Genomic DNA, 15,464 nt, shown 5'->3' on the forward strand with positions numbered 1-15,464 from the left:
GGCTGCGCCCCGCTCGAGAACGGAACGACGCGACATGACAGGTTCGCCTCCGATCGTCGAGATGAAGAACATCTCGATCAGCTTCCCCGGCGTGAAAGCCCTCGACGGCGTCGACTTCCGCCTGTTCCCGGGCGAGGTCCACACCCTCATGGGTGAGAACGGCGCCGGCAAGTCCACGCTCATCAAGGCCCTCACCGGCGTCTACCGCATCGACAGCGGAGACATCGTGATCGACGGGGAGACCCGTCGCCTGACCGGCACCGCCGACTCGCAGGCCGCGGGCATCTCCACCGTGTACCAGGAGGTCAACCTGGTCACGAACCTCTCCATCGGAGAGAACGTGATGCTCGGCTACGAGGTCCGCGGACCCTTCGGCATCAACTGGAAGGCCACCCACCAGGCCGCGAAGGTCGCGCTCGAGAAGCTCGGCCTCGGCCACCTCAATACGCGCCAGTCGCTCGCCTCGCTCTCGATCGCGATGCAGCAGCTGGTCGCCATCAGCCGCTCGACGGTGAGCGACTCGAAGGTGCTCATCCTCGACGAGCCGACCTCGAGCCTGGACGCGAACGAGGTCGAGAACCTCTTCGTGGTCATCCGCCGCCTCCGCGCGGAGGGCGTCGCGATCCTCTTCGTCTCGCACTTCCTCGACCAGGTCTACGCGATCAGCGACCGCCTGACGGTGCTGCGCAACGGCACCTTCGTCGGCGAGTACCTGACCCACGAGCTCGACCGCACCTCGCTGATCTCGAAGATGATCGGCAAGGACATCGCAGCGCTGCGCTCCCTCGACTCCGAGCGCGAGAGCCAGGACCACCTCTACCGCGACGCCCCGCTCTACACCGCGAAGGGCATCGGCAAGAAGGGCTCCATCGAGAGCACCGACCTGACGCTGCACCGCGGCGAGGTCGTCGGCTTCGCCGGACTCCTCGGCTCCGGCCGCACCGAGCTCGCGCGCCTGATCTACGGCGTCGACAAGCCCGACACCGGCGAGATCACGATGCACGGCAAGAAGATCGACGTCCCGACGCCGACCGCCGGCCTCGCCCACAAGATCGCGTTCTCGAGCGAGAACCGCCGCGACGAGGGCATCATCCGCGACCTCTCGGTCCGCGAGAACCTCATTCTCGGCGTCCAGGCCAAGCGCGGCTGGGCCCGCCCCCTCTCCAAGAAGGAGAAGGACGAGATCGTCGGCAAGTACCTCGTCGAGCTCAACGTGCGCCCCGCCGATCCCGACCGCCCGATCAGCAAGCTCTCCGGCGGCAACCAGCAGAAGGTCCTCCTCGGCCGCTGGCTCGCCACCGCCCCCGAGATCCTCATCCTCGACGAGCCGACCCGCGGCATCGACGTCGGAGCGAAGGCCGAGATCCAGGAGAAGGTCGTCGCCCTCGCCGGCGAAGGCGTCGCCGTGGTCTTCATCTCGTCCGAGCTCGACGAGGTCGTCCGCCTCAGCGACCGCATCATCGTCCTGAAGGACCACCGCGTGATCGCGGAGATCCTCAACGGTCCCTCTGTCACCGCGGAGTCGATCGTCACTACCATCGCCGCAGAGGGAGTCGTCGACGAGGACGTCGTCGTCCTCGAGAGCGCCACGCAGGAGGCCGCATCATGAGCAGCGACACCCGACCCGCCCGGGGATCCGTCCTCGGCGGGATCATCCGCCGCCAGTACTTCTGGGGAGTCGTGGCGATCGCCCTGCTCCTCCTCATCAACGTCGTCAAGGACCCGGGCTACCTGGCCGTCTCGGTCAGCCCGACCACCGGCTACCTCGTGGGCAACGTCATCGACATCGCCCGCGCCTCCGCCCCGATCCTGATGATCGCCGTCGGCATGTGCCTGGTCGTCGCGACCGGGGGCATCGACCTCTCGGTCGGCTCGATCATGGTCGTCGCCGGCGCCGTCTCGATGGAGTTCCTCAACTCCGCGGGAGCGCCCGAGTCGCTCGGCGCCGCAGCGGGAGCCTTCGCGATCGCCCTCCTGGTGGCCGCGGTGCTCGGAGCCGTGAACGGCATCCTCGTCTCGGTGGTGGGCCTCCAGCCCTTCATCAGCACGCTGGTCGTGATGCTCGCGGGCCGAGGCCTGGCGAAGGTCATCACGGGCGGTCAGAACACCGCCGCCACCAACGAGCCCTTCCGCTGGCTCGCGAACGGGTACGTCTTCGGGCTCCCGGTCGTGTTCCTCCTCGCCATCGCCATCGTCGTGGTCGTCGGAGTCCTGGTGCGCCGCAGCGCGCTCGGCCTGATGATCGAGGCCATCGGCATGGACCCGAAGGCGGCCCGCCTGGCGGGCATCAACCGCCGGGGCCTGCTGATGACCGCCTACATCGGCAGCGGCATCCTCGCCGGAGTCGCGGGCGTCTTCGCCACCGCGAGCGTGATGACGGTCGACGTCTCGCGCACCGGCTACCAGCTCGAGCTCGACGCGATCCTCGCGGTCGTCATCGGCGGCACCTCGCTCGCCGGCGGCAAGTTCAACATCACCGGAGCCGCCGTGGGCGCGATCCTGATCGCCACCCTCGACAAGACCGTCGTGTTCCTCGGAGTCTCGTCCTCCGCGACGCCCGCCTTCAAGGCGATCGTCATCGTCGCGCTCTGCCTCCTGCAGTCCGAGCGCGTCCGCTCCGCCTTCAAGTCCCGTCGCGAGGCGCGCCGCAGCGTCCCGCAGAAAGAGGCGATCCCCGCATGAGTGCCGTGATGACCCGCTCCGCCCCTCCGGCGAGCACGAAGCGCACCTCCGGGGCGCGCGGCTGGCTCAGCCAGCACCTCGACAAGCTGCCCACCCTGGCAGCACTGATCATCTTCTTCGGGATGATCGTCTACGGCGAGGCGGCCTACGGCCGCATCCTGCAGGCGAGCACGATCTCGAACCTGCTGGTCAACAACGCGCACCTGATCATCCTCGCCGTGGGCCTCACCTTCGTGATCCTCACCGGCGGCATCGACCTCTCGGTCGGTGCGGTGATCGCGTTCAGCAGCGTCAGCGGCGTGCTCCTGATCAACGCCGGCTGGAACCCCTGGCTCGTGATGGTCCTGATGGTCGTGATCGGCGGGCTCTTCGGCGTGATCTCGGGAGTGCTGATCCAGTACTTCAACGTCCAGCCGTTCATCGCGACGCTGGCGATGATGTTCCTGGCCCGCGGTCTCGCCTCGATGCTGAGCACCGTCCCGGAGCGCCTCCCCGAGGACTCGCCTGTGCTGAGCCTCGCCGCCCCGATCAAGCTGATCGACGGCCCGAAGGTCAACGACTTCGTCATCAGCCCCGGCGTGATCATCGCGATCCTCGTCGTGGCCGGCGCGTTCTTCGTGCTGCACCGCACCCGCCTGGGCCGCACGGTCTACGCGATGGGCGGCTCCGAGCAGTCGGCGGCCCTGATGGGCCTGCCGGTCGTGCGGACCAAGCTGTTCATCTACATCATCAGCGGCACCCTGGCCGGTCTGGCCGGCGTGGTCTACACGGCCCGCCTCGGCAGCGCGCAGAACATCACCGGCACCGGATGGGAGCTCGACGCCATCGCGGCGACCGTCATCGGCGGCACCCTGCTCACCGGCGGCGTCGGCTTCGTGCTCGGCTCGGTGGTCGGCGCCCTGGTCCTCGGCCTGATGAACGTCCTGATCACCCGAGACGGCGGCATCCCGCCGGAGGCGACCACGATCATCACCGGAGGCATCCTCCTGGTCTTCGTCCTCCTCCAGCGCGCCGTGATGGCCCGCAGCAAGACCTGACCGGGCTCACGCCCGATCACCACCGGCGCCCCCTCGTCCCCGCGGACGAGGGGGCGCCGTCGTGCGCCCGCGGGCGCGGAGGAGGCTCACCTGCCTCGCGCGAGACCGTCCAGGGCCTCCGCGGCGCGATCGGCCGACGCGAAGCCCGACTCCTCGGCCAGCTGCGCGAGGTCGGCGCCGGCCCGCAGCCGGGAGCCGATCCGTCGGCGCAGAGCCCCGGTCCGTCGCAGATCGATCTCGGCGGCGGGCGTCCGGCCCAGGATGGCGAAGGCCGACTCCAGCGCCCGGTCGGACACCCCCAGCGCCCGGGCCAGCTCGCCCGCGGTGAAGCGGTGGTCGCGATGGCGCACCTCGATCACCGCCACCGCGTCCGCGTAGACCCGGGCGGCATCGCGGCGCGGATGCCGCGGAGCGCTGCGCTCGACCACCGCTTCGAGCATCAGCTCGCCCGCCCGCAGCGCGCCGGGCGGAGTGCCGGGCTCCAGGAGGCTGTTGGCGAGGGCACGCAGCGGCGTCCAGACCGGTGCCGGCACCGGCACGACCTCGCCGAGGCGGTCGCGCACCCACGGTCCGCGCCGCGCCGACGCGTCCAGACGCCACACGTAGGCGAGCGTCGATGCGATGAAGTCGACCCGTCCGGACGCCCGCGCGTCGAGGAGGACGACACTGTCCGAGCCGACCTCGAGCCGTCGCCCCTGGTACTCCAGCGACGCTCCGCCCTCGGTGACGAGGACCGCGCGCGGACCCAGCGTGCTGTCGTGGAGCTCGGCACCCGTCGGCTCGAGGCGGACCCCCTGAGGCGCCCACACGCGCATCAGGCGACGTCGAGCCTCCCCCGCGACATCGACCCGCAGCCCCGACGCACCCGCGGCCAGCTCGTTCCAGGCCGCGACGACCCGCTCTCCCTCAGTTCCCGACCGGCCCGTCATCACCCTCCCCGTGGTCCAGACCGGAATCCTCTCCGACGGACGCCCACCCGCCGTGGATATGAGCCTTCTCACAGGAGCGCTCACCCGGTGGTTCGCCCAGCGGCCGAACGGAGTCCCGGCGACGGGGACACGACGGGGCACACGCCCGGCGCACGCCCGGTCCTCACGGCCTGCTGTCCAGCCCGCACAGCGCCTGCTGCGCGGACTCGATCGAGGCGAAGCCCGACTCCTCCGCCTCGCGCACGAACTCGGCCGGGTTCCGCGGTCGGCCTCCGATCCGATGGCGCAGCTCTCCGGCTCGGCGCCGGTCGAGCTCCTCGCGGACCGTGCGCCCCAGGAACGAGAACGCCCGCGCGAGGGACCGCTCGGACACGAGCATCTCGCGGGCCAGGATCCGAGCGGTGAAGGCGGGGTCGCCGTACCGGTCCTCGATCAGCGCCATCGCCTCTCCGTAGACGTGGCCACCGCCGCGACGGGTCCGCGGCGCCGCGTTCTCGACGACTGATCGCAGAAGGATCTCGCCCGCCCGGGCGACCGCCGGCTGCTCGGAGAGGGCCGGGTCGCCGTCGATGACGCCGTTCGTCAGAGCGCGTGCGGGCGCCCAGAGCGCGGGCTCGACCGGCAGCACCTCGCCGAGCCGCTCCCTGATCCACCGGCTCCCGAGGACCCGGTCGTCGAACGCCCAGCTGTAGGTCACGCTGGGCCCGGGGAAGAGGAACTGCGTCTGCGGCTCGGCCTCGAGGATCACCATCTGGTTCCGGGAGGCCTCGAGCACCCGTCCCTCCTGCCGGACGACGCCGCCACCCTCGACGATCAGCATCAGGTGGACGCCGGACGCCGGACGGGACTCCGGCGCGGCCGCCGGGTCGAGGCGGCACCCGAGCGGCGCCCAGACCCTCGAGACTCCGTTCCCGGGCGCGCCCGCTCCCTCGATCCGTACGCCGGGAGCACCTGCTCCCGCATTGTTCCACCGCTCGTGCATGTACTCGTACATCGCCGCCGTCGATGCCATCCGGCTCTCCCTCCCCCTGTAGGCGTCCGATCCGCGAGCACTCGTCGCGGGGATCGGCCTCTTCGCAGGAGCATTCGCAGCTCCGCGGGACGCCGATTGTCACGGGATCGATGACATCACGCTCCCCCGGCGCCACCGGCCGCTCCGGAGACTCCCCGACGACGAAGAGATGTCGACGATTTCCCTGATCAGATCGCCGATCCCTTCTTCGTACCCTCACTCGACGACCCGGCGCGGCGTCACTTCCGCCTCAGGCCGGCGCCACTTCCTCCTCACCTGTCCTCCGTCACTTGGCCGGGTCGAGGAGCCGACGGAAGACTCCCCAGCGGCACGACGACCGCCGTGTCCGCCGGCGGGCCGAGCGAGGGACGACCGTCTCCCGCTCGGCCCGCAGGCGAGAAGAGATCCCGAGGAGCTTCACTGTGACTTCCGACACCACCCCTGCTGGACAGGGTCCGCTGAGCCGACGCACCGTCGTCGCCGGCGCCACCTGGTCCCTGCCCGTGATCGCCGCAGCGACGGCCACCCCGGCCGCTGCGGCCTCGACCACTCAGACACTCGCCTTCGGCCCGGTGCCGGCGAACAGCATCGCCTGCACGGCGACCACGGCACCGATCACGATGACGCTCACCGGCGGCACCGTCTCCGGCGTCCCCGTGCAGGTCTCGCTCCCGGCCGGCTTCCGGTTCCGCTCGGGCGCGACCGGCACGTACGTGACCGACGGGAGCGGAGTCGCCACCATCCCGGCCGGCGACGTCATCGTCGGCCCCTCGGCCGGCACCGCCTCCGCTGCCGCCGGCTCGGCGCAGGCCAGCACCTCGCTCCCGGTCCGGCAGACCGGCGTGCTGGAGTACGGAAGGGTACCCGACCCGATCCAGGACAACTCGGGCTGGGTGCACACCTATTCGCAGGGCGAGGACGGCAACGTCTCCATCAAGGCGAACGGCGACGTCTGGCAGTACACCAGGGCCGACGGCTGGAAGAAGCTCGGGACGGGTGCGTCCACCGAGCCGAGCGCCGCGGGCCTGGCGAGCCAGTCGGCGGACGGGAAGTACTACGCCCACTGGATCAAGGGCGGAGTCCTGCAGTACTCCACCGGTCTGGCCTCGGTCATGAACAACTCCGGCTTCGTCCGCACGTACGGCCAGGGCGCCGACGGGAACGTCTCCGTGAAGTCGAACGGTGACATCTACAGCTTCACCCTCGTCAACGGAAACGGCATCAAGGTGTGGGCCATGATCGGCACCGGCGCCAGCACCGAGCCGAGCGCGGCGGGCCTCAGCAAGACTGCGGCAGGTGTCATCGATGTGGTCTGGATCAAGAACGGGGTCGTCCAGCTCGGCAAGGGTGCAGCAGCCACCCTGCCGAACAACTCCCAGTTCCTCCGGGTCTACGGTCTGGGTTCGCGAGGCGCCGCCGCCGTGAAGTCGAACGGCGAGCTCTGGCAGTACGACCCCGACAAGAATGTGTGGAACCAGGTCGGGACGGGCGCCGACACCGGACCGAGCACGGTCGGGCTGACGCAGCAGCAGAACGGCGACTCCTTCCTCCACTGGATCAAGAACGGCGTCCTGCAGTACGGCAGCGAGCTCGCGACCGTCAGGGAGAACTCCGGGTTCGTCCACACGTACGGCTTCGTGGCCGATGGGGCAGTCGCGGTGAAGTCCAACGGCGACGTCTGGCACTACGTCCTGGCGACGGGCGCGTGGAACAGGGTCGGCACCGGTGCCAGCACCGAGCCCAATACCGCCGGGGTCACCAGGAAGGCCGACGGCACTCTCGCCGCCCACTGGATCAAGACGACGACCGCCTGCGCCTGACCGGCTCCCGACGGCCCTCCACGCCCGAGTCCTACCGGGCATCGGTCGAGGAGGGCCGTCACTGCTCCTCCCGCCCGGGTCCGAGCGCCACCTCCTCGGAGGAACGCGCCGTCCCCTGCCCGCGCCTTCTCCTCCCGACTTAGCGTGGACCCCGCCCGCGCACCCCGTCCCCGCTGTGAAGGAGCCCGGTGACCGCCTCCGAGCAGCCGGCCGCCACGAGCGGCCTCGTCGAGTCGCTGCACCTGAGCGGTCCCCGAGCCCACGCCTGGCTGAGGAGCGTCGGCTGGGCGTCCGAGCAGAGCGCGCCTCCCCTGCAGGTCGCGGGCGACGTGCTCGCGATCGACGGCTTCCGGCTGAGCCGCCTCTGGCACACGCCCGGGACCCTCCTGACGGACCGACCCGCCCGCCCCGAGGACCGGGCCGCCGTCGACCTCGTCGTGCCGGTCGCCGGAGAGGTCCGGATCGAGGGCCACCGCGCCGCCGTGCGCGTGAGGCCCGGCGGGTTCGCACTGCTCCGCAGCGACGACGGCATGCGGATCGGCGCGGACGAGGACTCGGCCTGGCTGGCCCTGCGGACGCCCTGGCAGCGCCTCGGGCTCACCGGCGCCCCCGCCGGGGAGGAGCCCCACGAGCATCCCGCCGCCGACGGCTACAGCGGAGCCTTCGTCTCACTGGTCAACGCGACCCTGAACGCGGCCTTCTCGCCGGAGGACCCCGGACTCCCCGAGCTCCGCCGCGCACTCGAGGCGACGGCCGCCGCCCTCGTGAAGCAGAGTCTGCGCACAGAGCATCCGCAGGGCGGACTCGCCGCCCTGTTCCTGCGGGCGACCGCTCTCATCGACGCCGAGGCGGGCGACTCGGGCTTCACGGCTGTCGAACTGGCGACGAGGCTCGGGGTCTCCCGGGCGACCCTCGACCGCGCGTTCCGCCGGAGCGGGACCACCGTGGCCGCCTCCCTCCGCGACCGGCGCGTGTTCCTCGCCACGTCGCTGCTGGCCGCCCACCCCTCCTCCTCACCCGCGGCCCGAGCCGCCGTCGCGAGGCAGGCGGGCTTCCCGACCCTGCGGTCCATGGACCGCACCCTGGGCCGCGCGCGCGTTCTGCCCCGCGACTGACCCTCCCGAAGGACGCGGCCGGTACCGCTCTGCGGACGCGCGCGCGTCGAACCGGTTCTACCCTTCGCCGGGAGTGTCGCAGAATTGATCCGGTTAGGCTCTTCACGTTGACGTCACCATAGTGTTACCGTGAACATTGCCGCGTACGAAGCCGGCACACTCCCTCCCCTCAGCAATGGTGCCGACCCTGGAGCAAAGCGCGATGAAGCCTTTCCTGCGACCACTCGTCCTCGTGACGGCCGTGGCCCTCACCGTCCCTCTTCTGACGGCCCAGTCGGCGAGCGCCGCTCCGTCCGACAGCCTCGTCCTGCGCTATGCGCTCGACGAGACGAGCGGCACGACCGTCGCCGACAGCTCGGGCAAGGGCCGCACCGGCACGCTCGTCAACGGAGCCGCTCCTCGTGGAGCCGCGGGCGTCGTGCTCGACGGGACCGACGACTACGTCAAGCTGCCCGACAATCTGCTCGCGGGCCTGAACTCGATCACGGTCAGCACCGAGGTCCTGGTCAACGCGAACCAGGGCACGCCCTACTTCATCTGGGGCCTCGGCAACACGACGAACGGCGCCGGGAACGGCTACCTCTACACGACGGGCAACGGCTACAAGGCCTCGATCGCCACCGGCAACTGGACCACCGAGCAGACCGTCAACTCCAACGCGGACCTCGCGCGCAGCGTCTGGAAGACCCTCACCTACACGCTCGACGACGCGAGCGACACCGCCCGCCTCTACCTCGACGGCACCCAGGTCGCACAGCAGACCGGAGTGACCATCACTCCCGCCGCGATCGGCAACGGCACCACCACCGCGAACGCGATCGGCCGCTCCGTCTACACCGCCGACAAGACCCTCGCCGGTTCGGTCCGCGACTTCCGCGTCTACAGCACCGCGCTCAGCGCGGCCGACGTCGCGACCCTCCAGGCCACGGACAGCACCCGCGTCTCCCGCGACTCCGCCGCCCTGAACCTCGGCGACCTCTCCTCGGTGCAGGCGAACCTCGCGCTGCCCACCAGCGGCCCGAACGGCTCCGCGATCACGTGGAGCTCCAGCAACCCCGCGGTCGTCTCGACGAGCGGAGTCGTCACGCCGCCGGCGACCGGCGTCGCCTCGGTCACCCTGACCGCCACGAGCACCCGCGGCTCGGCCTCGACCACCCGCACCTTCACCGTCACCGTGCCCGCGAAGGACGTGAACGCCGACGCCCAGAAGGCGCTCGACGCCCTCTCGATCGTCAACGCCGGCGACGTCCGCGGCAACGTCACGCTGCCCGCGAAGGCCGGCTCCTACGACGTCGCCTGGTCCTCCTCGAACACGGCCGTGCTCAGCACGACCGGCGTCGTGAAGCGCCAGTCCGCTGCCACGCCCGTCACGCTCACCGCCACGATCGCCGGCACGACCGCGACCCGGCAGCTGCCCGTCACGGTGAGCGCGGCTCCCGCGAACCTCGACACCGAGTACGACGCGGGCTACCTCTGGACCCACTTCGCCTCGACCGACTACGAGAAGATCTACTTCGGCTCCAGCACCGACGGCCTGCACTGGTCGAAGCTCAACAACGACAAGGCCGTGCTCGCCAACCTCGGCGGCACGCTCGGCGTCCGCGACCCGCACCTCGTGCGCTCCCCCACCGGCGACGAGTACTGGATCATCGGCACCGACCTGCACGCCGAGGGCACCGCTCCCGGCGGCACCTGGGACCAGACCAACGCGAGCAAGAACCTCGTCGTCTGGCGCTCGACGGACCTCGTGAACTGGAGCGATCAGAGCATCGTCTTCGCCGGTTTCCCCGACGCGGGCAACGTCTGGGCTCCCGAGGCGATCTGGGACGACGCGACCGGCCAGTACTACGTCTACTGGGCCGCCCGCGACAAGACGCTGACCGGCGGGGCCTCCGCCCAGCGCGTCTACGTCTCGACCACGCGCGACTTCGTCAGCTTCTCCACCCCGAAGGTCTGGCTGGACGAGAACCCCGCCGCCGGCGGCGGGAGCCGCGGCAGCATCATCGACACGACCATCGCGAAGGAGGGGGACACGTACTACCGCTTCTCCACCGCCGACTGGCGCACGGTCGTCGACAAGGCCCCGAGCCTCGCCGGCCCGTGGACCCGCGTGATCGGCTTCGGCGAGGAGAAGTCCCGCGGCCTCTCCGACCACCTCGAGGGCCTCACCGTGTACCAGCTGCCCGACGGCCGCTGGGTCGTGATGGGCGACTCGTTCGGCTACTCCGCCTACGTCACCGACACCCTTGCGGACATGCGGTTCACGGCGCTTCCCGTCGGCACCACCGGCGCGAACACGTACTCGTTCTCGAAGCCCTTCCGCCACGGCTCGGTGCTCCGCCTCTCGAGCGCCGAGGAGGCGCGCCTGACGGCCGCCTACGGCACCAGCAGCACCGGCCCCGCCGCGAAGCCGGTCAACGCGGCCGGCGAGATCCTCCGCTACACCTTCGACGGCGGCTCGGGCACCACGGTGCGCGACAGCTCGGGCAACAACCAGAACGGCACGCTCCCCTCGGGCGGCACCTGGAAGGACGGCGCCCTGCAGCTCGACGGCACCGACGACTACGTCAAGCTGCCGAACGACCTGCTCGCCGGAGTGACGGACCTCACCATCCAGTCCGACGTCTGGATCGACCCCGCGCAGGGCGGCAACTACTTCCTCTACGGCCTGGGCAACACCACGAACGGCGCCGGCGACGGCTACCTCTTCACCTCGGGCAACAACTACCGCACCAGCATCGCGACCGGGAACTACACCACCGAGCAGACCGTCGCCGGCGGCTCGGCCCTCCCCCGCGGCACCTGGGCGCACCTGACGTACACGCTCTCCGGCACCACCGGCACGATCTACCTCGACGGAGTGAAGGTCGCCAGCGGCACCGTCACGACCGACCCGAAGGACATCGGCGGAGGCTCCACCTCGGCGAACTACATCGGACGCTCGAACTACGACGCGGACAACCGCTTCCGCGGCCAGATCCGCGAGTTCTCGGTCTACAACCGGGCGCTCAGCGCCTCCGAGGTGCTCGCCGCCTCCGGCAACACGTCGGCCCTGGTCGACCTGTCGCTCAGCGGAGACGTCCTGAAGACGGCCCCGATCGTCGACTCGGCGAGCCGGACGGTGACCTTACCGGTGAAGCCGGGGACCGATCTGACGAAGCTGACCCCGACCTTCTCCACCGCGGCGGGAGTCACGGCGAGCCCCGCCTCCGGCACCGTCCGCGACCTCTCCACCCCGCAGACGGTCGTGCTCACGCCCGCCACCGGCGGCACCGCGACCACCTGGACCCTGAAGGCCGTCGTCGTGAAGTCCCCCGTCCTGGCCGGCCTGAACGCGGACCCGAACATCGCGGTCTTCGGCGACACCTACTACCTGTACGCGACCTCGGACGGCTTCGCCGGCTGGGGCGGGAAGACCTTCTACGCCTGGTCCTCGAAGAACCTCGTCGACTGGACCCGCTCGGAGCAGCCCTTCCTCACCCTCGACGGCGCGAACGGCAACGTGCCGTGGGCGACCGGCAACGCCTGGGCGCCCACGATCACCGAGAAGAACGGGAAGTACTACTTCTACTTCTCCGGAGAGAACTCCTCGCTGAACCGCAAGACGATCGGAGTCGCGGTCGCGGACAGCCCGATGGGCCCGTTCACGGCGCAGCCGACCGCGATGATCACCAACGGCGAGTCCGTGCGGTCCGGTCAGGCGATCGACCCCGCCGCGTTCACCGACCCGAAGACCGGCAAGAGCTACCTCTTCTGGGGCAACGGCGACCCGCTCTACGGCGAGCTGTCCGACGACATGGTCTCGATCAAGCCCGGGACCATCAAGAAGATCAGCGGTCTGACCGACTTCCGCGAGGGCGCGTTCCTGAACTACCGCGACGGTCTGTACCACATGACCTACTCGATCGACGACACCGGCTCCGAGAACTACAGGGTCGGCTACGCCACCGCGACGAGCGTCGACGGACCGTGGACGTACCGCGGCGTGATCCTCGAGAAGGACCCGTCGCAGGGCATCCTCGCCACGGGCCACAACTCGATCGTCAATGTGCCCGGCACGGACGACTGGTACATCGCGTACCACCGCTTCGCCATCCCCGGCGGAGACGGCCAGCACCGCGAGACCACCATCGACAGGGTCTTCTTCGACCCGGCCACCGGCCTGATGAAGAAGGTCGTGCCGACCCTCACGAGCGTGGCGCCGCAGACGGTCGTCGACACCGCACCGCTCGCGGCCTCGATCTCGGGGAAGGCGACCGTGGGCAGCACGCTGACCGCCTCCGCCTCCTCCCCGTGGACCGCGACCGGCTTCCAGTGGAAGCGCGGCGGCACCGCGATCAGCGGCGCGACGGCGTCGAGCTACACGCTCACCGCCGCCGACCGCGGAGCGACGATCTCGGTGGCCGTGACCGCCGCGAAGCCGCAGTGGACGCCGGCGACGGCCTCCGCCTCCGTCGGTCCCGTGACCGACTCGGCACCCGCGATCGCCGTGACCACGACCGCCACGACGCGCTGCGTCGCCGGGAAGATCGTCGTCACCGCGACCGCCACGAACCCGAACGCCTTCGCCGCGAAGATCGTGATCGGCACGACGTGGGGCTCCAAGAGCTTCGCCGACGTCGCTCCCGGCGCCACCGTCTCGGCCGCCTTCACCACCCGGGTGACCAGCGTGACCGACGGATCCGCGACCGCCACGGCGACCGCGTTCATCGCCGGGAAGCCGGCCACGGCCTCCACGACCGCCCCCTACTCCGCGGCAAGCTGCAGCTGACCCGCGGGCATCGACCCACCCCCACTGAGATCGAGCCGGCGACGACGCCGGCCGAAGAACGGAGAACACCCGACATGAACACCCGATCCCTTCTGATCCGCGGAGCCGCCGGACTGGCCGGAGGCGTCCTCCTGCTCGGAGTCGCCGGAACGGCTTTCGCCGCCGAGGCCAACTACGGCAACGACGACGTCGACGTCAACGTCAACATCGCCGACCTGCCCGGGACCGGTGCCCTCTCGATGACCGTCGCCGCGGACTCGACGACGCTCACCGAGGCCGGCTCGGACAACGTCCGCCGCCAGTTCACCGGCACCCTGCCCACCGTCACGGTCACCGACACCCGTGACGCCGCGGACGTCTCCCCCGACTCCGCGTGGTACGTCATCGGCACGGCGAGCGACTTCACGTCGGCCGACGGCTCGACCATCGGCGCCGAGAACCTGGGCTGGACCCCGGACCTGGTCGACGGTGGAGACCTCGGCGAGGTCGCCGCGGGCGACGAGGTCGGCACCGTCATCGACGGCGGCGTCAACGGCGTCGGCCTGAAGGGCAAGGAGCTGCTCGCGATCGTCGCCAGCAACTCCCAGCAGGTCAACCCCGAGGGCTCCTGGAGCGCCGACGCCGACCTCTTCCTCCGCACCCCCGTGAACGTGGACGCCGGCGCGTACTCGTCCACCATCACCCTGTCGCTCTTCGAGTGACCCGTCGCGGCCGGGGACGCACTCCCTCGGCCGCGATCCCACCACGGCCGACGCGGCCGGGCCCGCCCGCCCGGCCGCGTCGTGCTTCCCCCGTGCGACCATGAGGTTCTGATGACTGCTCCGCGCCGCTCCGCCGCTCCCCGCCGCCCGCTCCTCCCCGCGCTGCTCGCGCTCGTCGTCGCCCTCCTCGGCGTGGGCGCCGCCCCGCTGGCCGTCGCGGCCGACGGCGCGATCACCTGGGCGGTCAGCCCCTCCACCGACGGCGTGCCCGACAAGCGCGCGTGGGTCGAACTCGAGCTCGCCCCCGGCGCGAGCGCCTCGGACGAGGCGGTCGTGCGGAACCTCAGCGACCAGCCCGTGACCTTCAGCATCACCAGCGCCGACGGCTACTTCACCGATACCGGCCGCTTCAACATGCTCAACTCCGACCAGGAGTCGGTCGACGCCGGACTGTGGATCTCCGCCCCCGAGACCGTGACCGTCGATCCGGGCGGCAGCGGCGTGGTGCCGTTCACCGTGACGGTCCCCGACAACGCCACCCCCGGCGACCACGCCGCCGGCATCGCCGCCTCCGTCCTCTCGCAGGGCACCGAGGCGGGAGGCGCGAACGTCGGAGTGGAGAGCCGCATCGGCTTCCGCGTGATGACCCGCGTGACCGGCGAGGTGACCCCCTCCTTCTCCGTCGAGGACCTGGCCAGCGACTACCGCCTCTCCTGGAACCCGTTCCAGCCCGGCTCCCTCTCGCTCGTCGCCGACGTGGTGAACACGGGCAACGTGCGACTGCTCCTCGGCGGCACCGCGAGCGCCCAGGGCTCCTCCGCCCCCGTCGTCGCGGCCGATGCTCCCCAGCAGGAGCTGCTGCCCGGCGACCGGCGCAGCGTCTCGGTGCAGCTCGACGGCATCTGGCCCCTCTTCGGAGTCGGCGCCGATCTGACCATCGCGCCGACCGTCGCCGCGGCCGATCAGGAGCCGGTGTCCGCCGCTCCCGTGACGGAGTCGATCACGGTCGCCGCCGTGCCGGTGCCGCAGCTGCTCGTCGTCCTCGGCGTCGCCCTCATCCTCGCGGCGCTGCTCGCCGGCCGCTCGCGCTCGCGCCGCCGCGTCGCCGCCCTGGTCCAGCAGGCCAAGGAGGAGGGCCTGCGCGAGGGCGCCGTTGATGACGCCGGTGTCGTAGCCGAAGAGGAGGCCGCCGAGGGTCGCGATGAGCGCGATGAGGCCGAGACGCCGAGTCGGCGCCTCCAGGGAGGTGGTGGTCATCCGCTCACTCTGGCGTATGCCCGCTCGCCGAGGGAACCCTGGACCGTCGAGGGAACCCGGTGTAGCGGGTTCTCTCGACGGGTCGGGGTTCCCTCGGCGGAGGAGAAGGGAGGGGGCGGACCTCGGCCATGGTCTCGGCG

At 70.9% G+C, this 15,464-nt stretch carries 9 protein-coding genes and 1 pseudogene; 8 read left to right on the top strand and 2 right to left on the bottom strand.

Translation table 11 applies throughout. The features are described from left to right. Nucleotides 1-34: 34 nt before the first annotated feature. Genes C5C24_RS14935 through C5C24_RS14945 form a run of 3 tightly spaced genes read left to right on the top strand, consistent with a single transcriptional unit; the run spans nucleotide 35 to nucleotide 3,719 of the window. Nucleotides 35-1,609: a sugar ABC transporter ATP-binding protein gene (locus C5C24_RS14935; RefSeq protein WP_104275955.1), complete on the top strand. Its 1,575-nt coding sequence runs from the start codon at nucleotides 35-37 to the stop codon at nucleotides 1,607-1,609. Next, complete coding sequence (locus tag C5C24_RS14940; protein WP_104275956.1) at nucleotides 1,606-2,682, top strand: ABC transporter permease; 1,077 nt, start codon at nucleotides 1,606-1,608, stop codon at nucleotides 2,680-2,682. The genes C5C24_RS14935 and C5C24_RS14940 overlap by 4 nt, the downstream gene beginning before the upstream one ends. Next, nucleotides 2,679-3,719, top strand: a complete 1,041-nt coding sequence (locus C5C24_RS14945; protein ID WP_104275957.1) for a sugar ABC transporter permease — start codon at nucleotides 2,679-2,681, stop codon at nucleotides 3,717-3,719. Before C5C24_RS14940 ends, C5C24_RS14945 begins: the two co-directional genes overlap by 4 nt. Nucleotides 3,720-3,805: 86 nt before the next feature. On the opposite strand, the gene C5C24_RS14950 is transcribed toward C5C24_RS14945, so the two are convergent. Both C5C24_RS14950 and C5C24_RS14955 read right to left on the bottom strand, forming a co-directional pair. Beyond that, nucleotides 3,806-4,528 (bottom strand): helix-turn-helix transcriptional regulator, encoded by a 723-nt coding sequence (locus C5C24_RS14950; RefSeq protein ID WP_181135551.1) that lies wholly within the window; start codon nucleotides 4,526-4,528, stop codon nucleotides 3,806-3,808. A 283-nt stretch (nucleotides 4,529-4,811) separates the two neighbouring features. Further along, nucleotides 4,812-5,660 (bottom strand): hypothetical protein, encoded by an 849-nt coding sequence (locus tag C5C24_RS14955; RefSeq protein ID WP_104281088.1) that lies wholly within the window; start codon nucleotides 5,658-5,660, stop codon nucleotides 4,812-4,814. A 422-nt stretch (nucleotides 5,661-6,082) separates the two neighbouring features. On the opposite strand from C5C24_RS14955, the gene C5C24_RS14960 reads away from it, so the two are divergent. The 5 genes and pseudogenes from C5C24_RS14960 to C5C24_RS18490 form a co-directional block, all read left to right on the top strand. Further along, nucleotides 6,083-7,480: a hypothetical protein gene (locus C5C24_RS14960; protein WP_104281089.1), complete on the top strand. Its 1,398-nt coding sequence runs from the start codon at nucleotides 6,083-6,085 to the stop codon at nucleotides 7,478-7,480. 188 nt (nucleotides 7,481-7,668) lie between these two features. Next, the gene (locus C5C24_RS14965) at nucleotides 7,669-8,595 is read left to right on the top strand and encodes an AraC family transcriptional regulator (protein WP_104275961.1); all 927 of its coding nucleotides are present in this window, start codon (nucleotides 7,669-7,671) and stop codon (nucleotides 8,593-8,595) included. Nucleotides 8,596-8,797: 202 nt separating this feature from the next. After that, a complete protein-coding gene (locus tag C5C24_RS14970; protein ID WP_181135552.1) occupies nucleotides 8,798-13,366 on the top strand; it encodes a family 43 glycosylhydrolase in 4,569 nt (1,522 codons plus the stop codon). A gap of 74 nt (nucleotides 13,367-13,440) precedes the next feature. Then, nucleotides 13,441-14,067 (top strand): hypothetical protein, encoded by a 627-nt coding sequence (locus tag C5C24_RS14975; protein ID WP_104275963.1) that lies wholly within the window; start codon nucleotides 13,441-13,443, stop codon nucleotides 14,065-14,067. Nucleotides 14,068-14,178: 111 nt separating this feature from the next. Then, a pseudogene (locus tag C5C24_RS18490) lies at nucleotides 14,179-14,574 on the top strand (hypothetical protein); the annotation flags it as partial. Between the last annotated feature and the right edge of the window lie 890 nt (nucleotides 14,575-15,464).

Source organism: Rathayibacter sp. AY2B3, from assembly GCF_002931755.1.
GTDB lineage: Bacteria > Actinomycetota > Actinomycetes > Actinomycetales > Microbacteriaceae > Rathayibacter.

Coding starts and splice junctions, on each gene's coding strand:
- C5C24_RS14970 (WP_181135552.1), top strand. CDS start 8,798: ATGAAGCCTTTCCTGCGACCACTCGTCCTCGTGACGGCCGTGGCCCTC.
- C5C24_RS14945 (WP_104275957.1), top strand. CDS start 2,679: ATGAGTGCCGTGATGACCCGCTCCGCCCCTCCGGCGAGCACGAAGCGC.
- C5C24_RS14940 (WP_104275956.1), top strand. CDS start 1,606: ATGAGCAGCGACACCCGACCCGCCCGGGGATCCGTCCTCGGCGGGATC.
- C5C24_RS14935 (WP_104275955.1), top strand. CDS start 35: ATGACAGGTTCGCCTCCGATCGTCGAGATGAAGAACATCTCGATCAGC.
- C5C24_RS14955 (WP_104281088.1), bottom strand. CDS start 5,660: ATGGCATCGACGGCGGCGATGTACGAGTACATGCACGAGCGGTGGAAC.
- C5C24_RS14975 (WP_104275963.1), top strand. CDS start 13,441: ATGAACACCCGATCCCTTCTGATCCGCGGAGCCGCCGGACTGGCCGGA.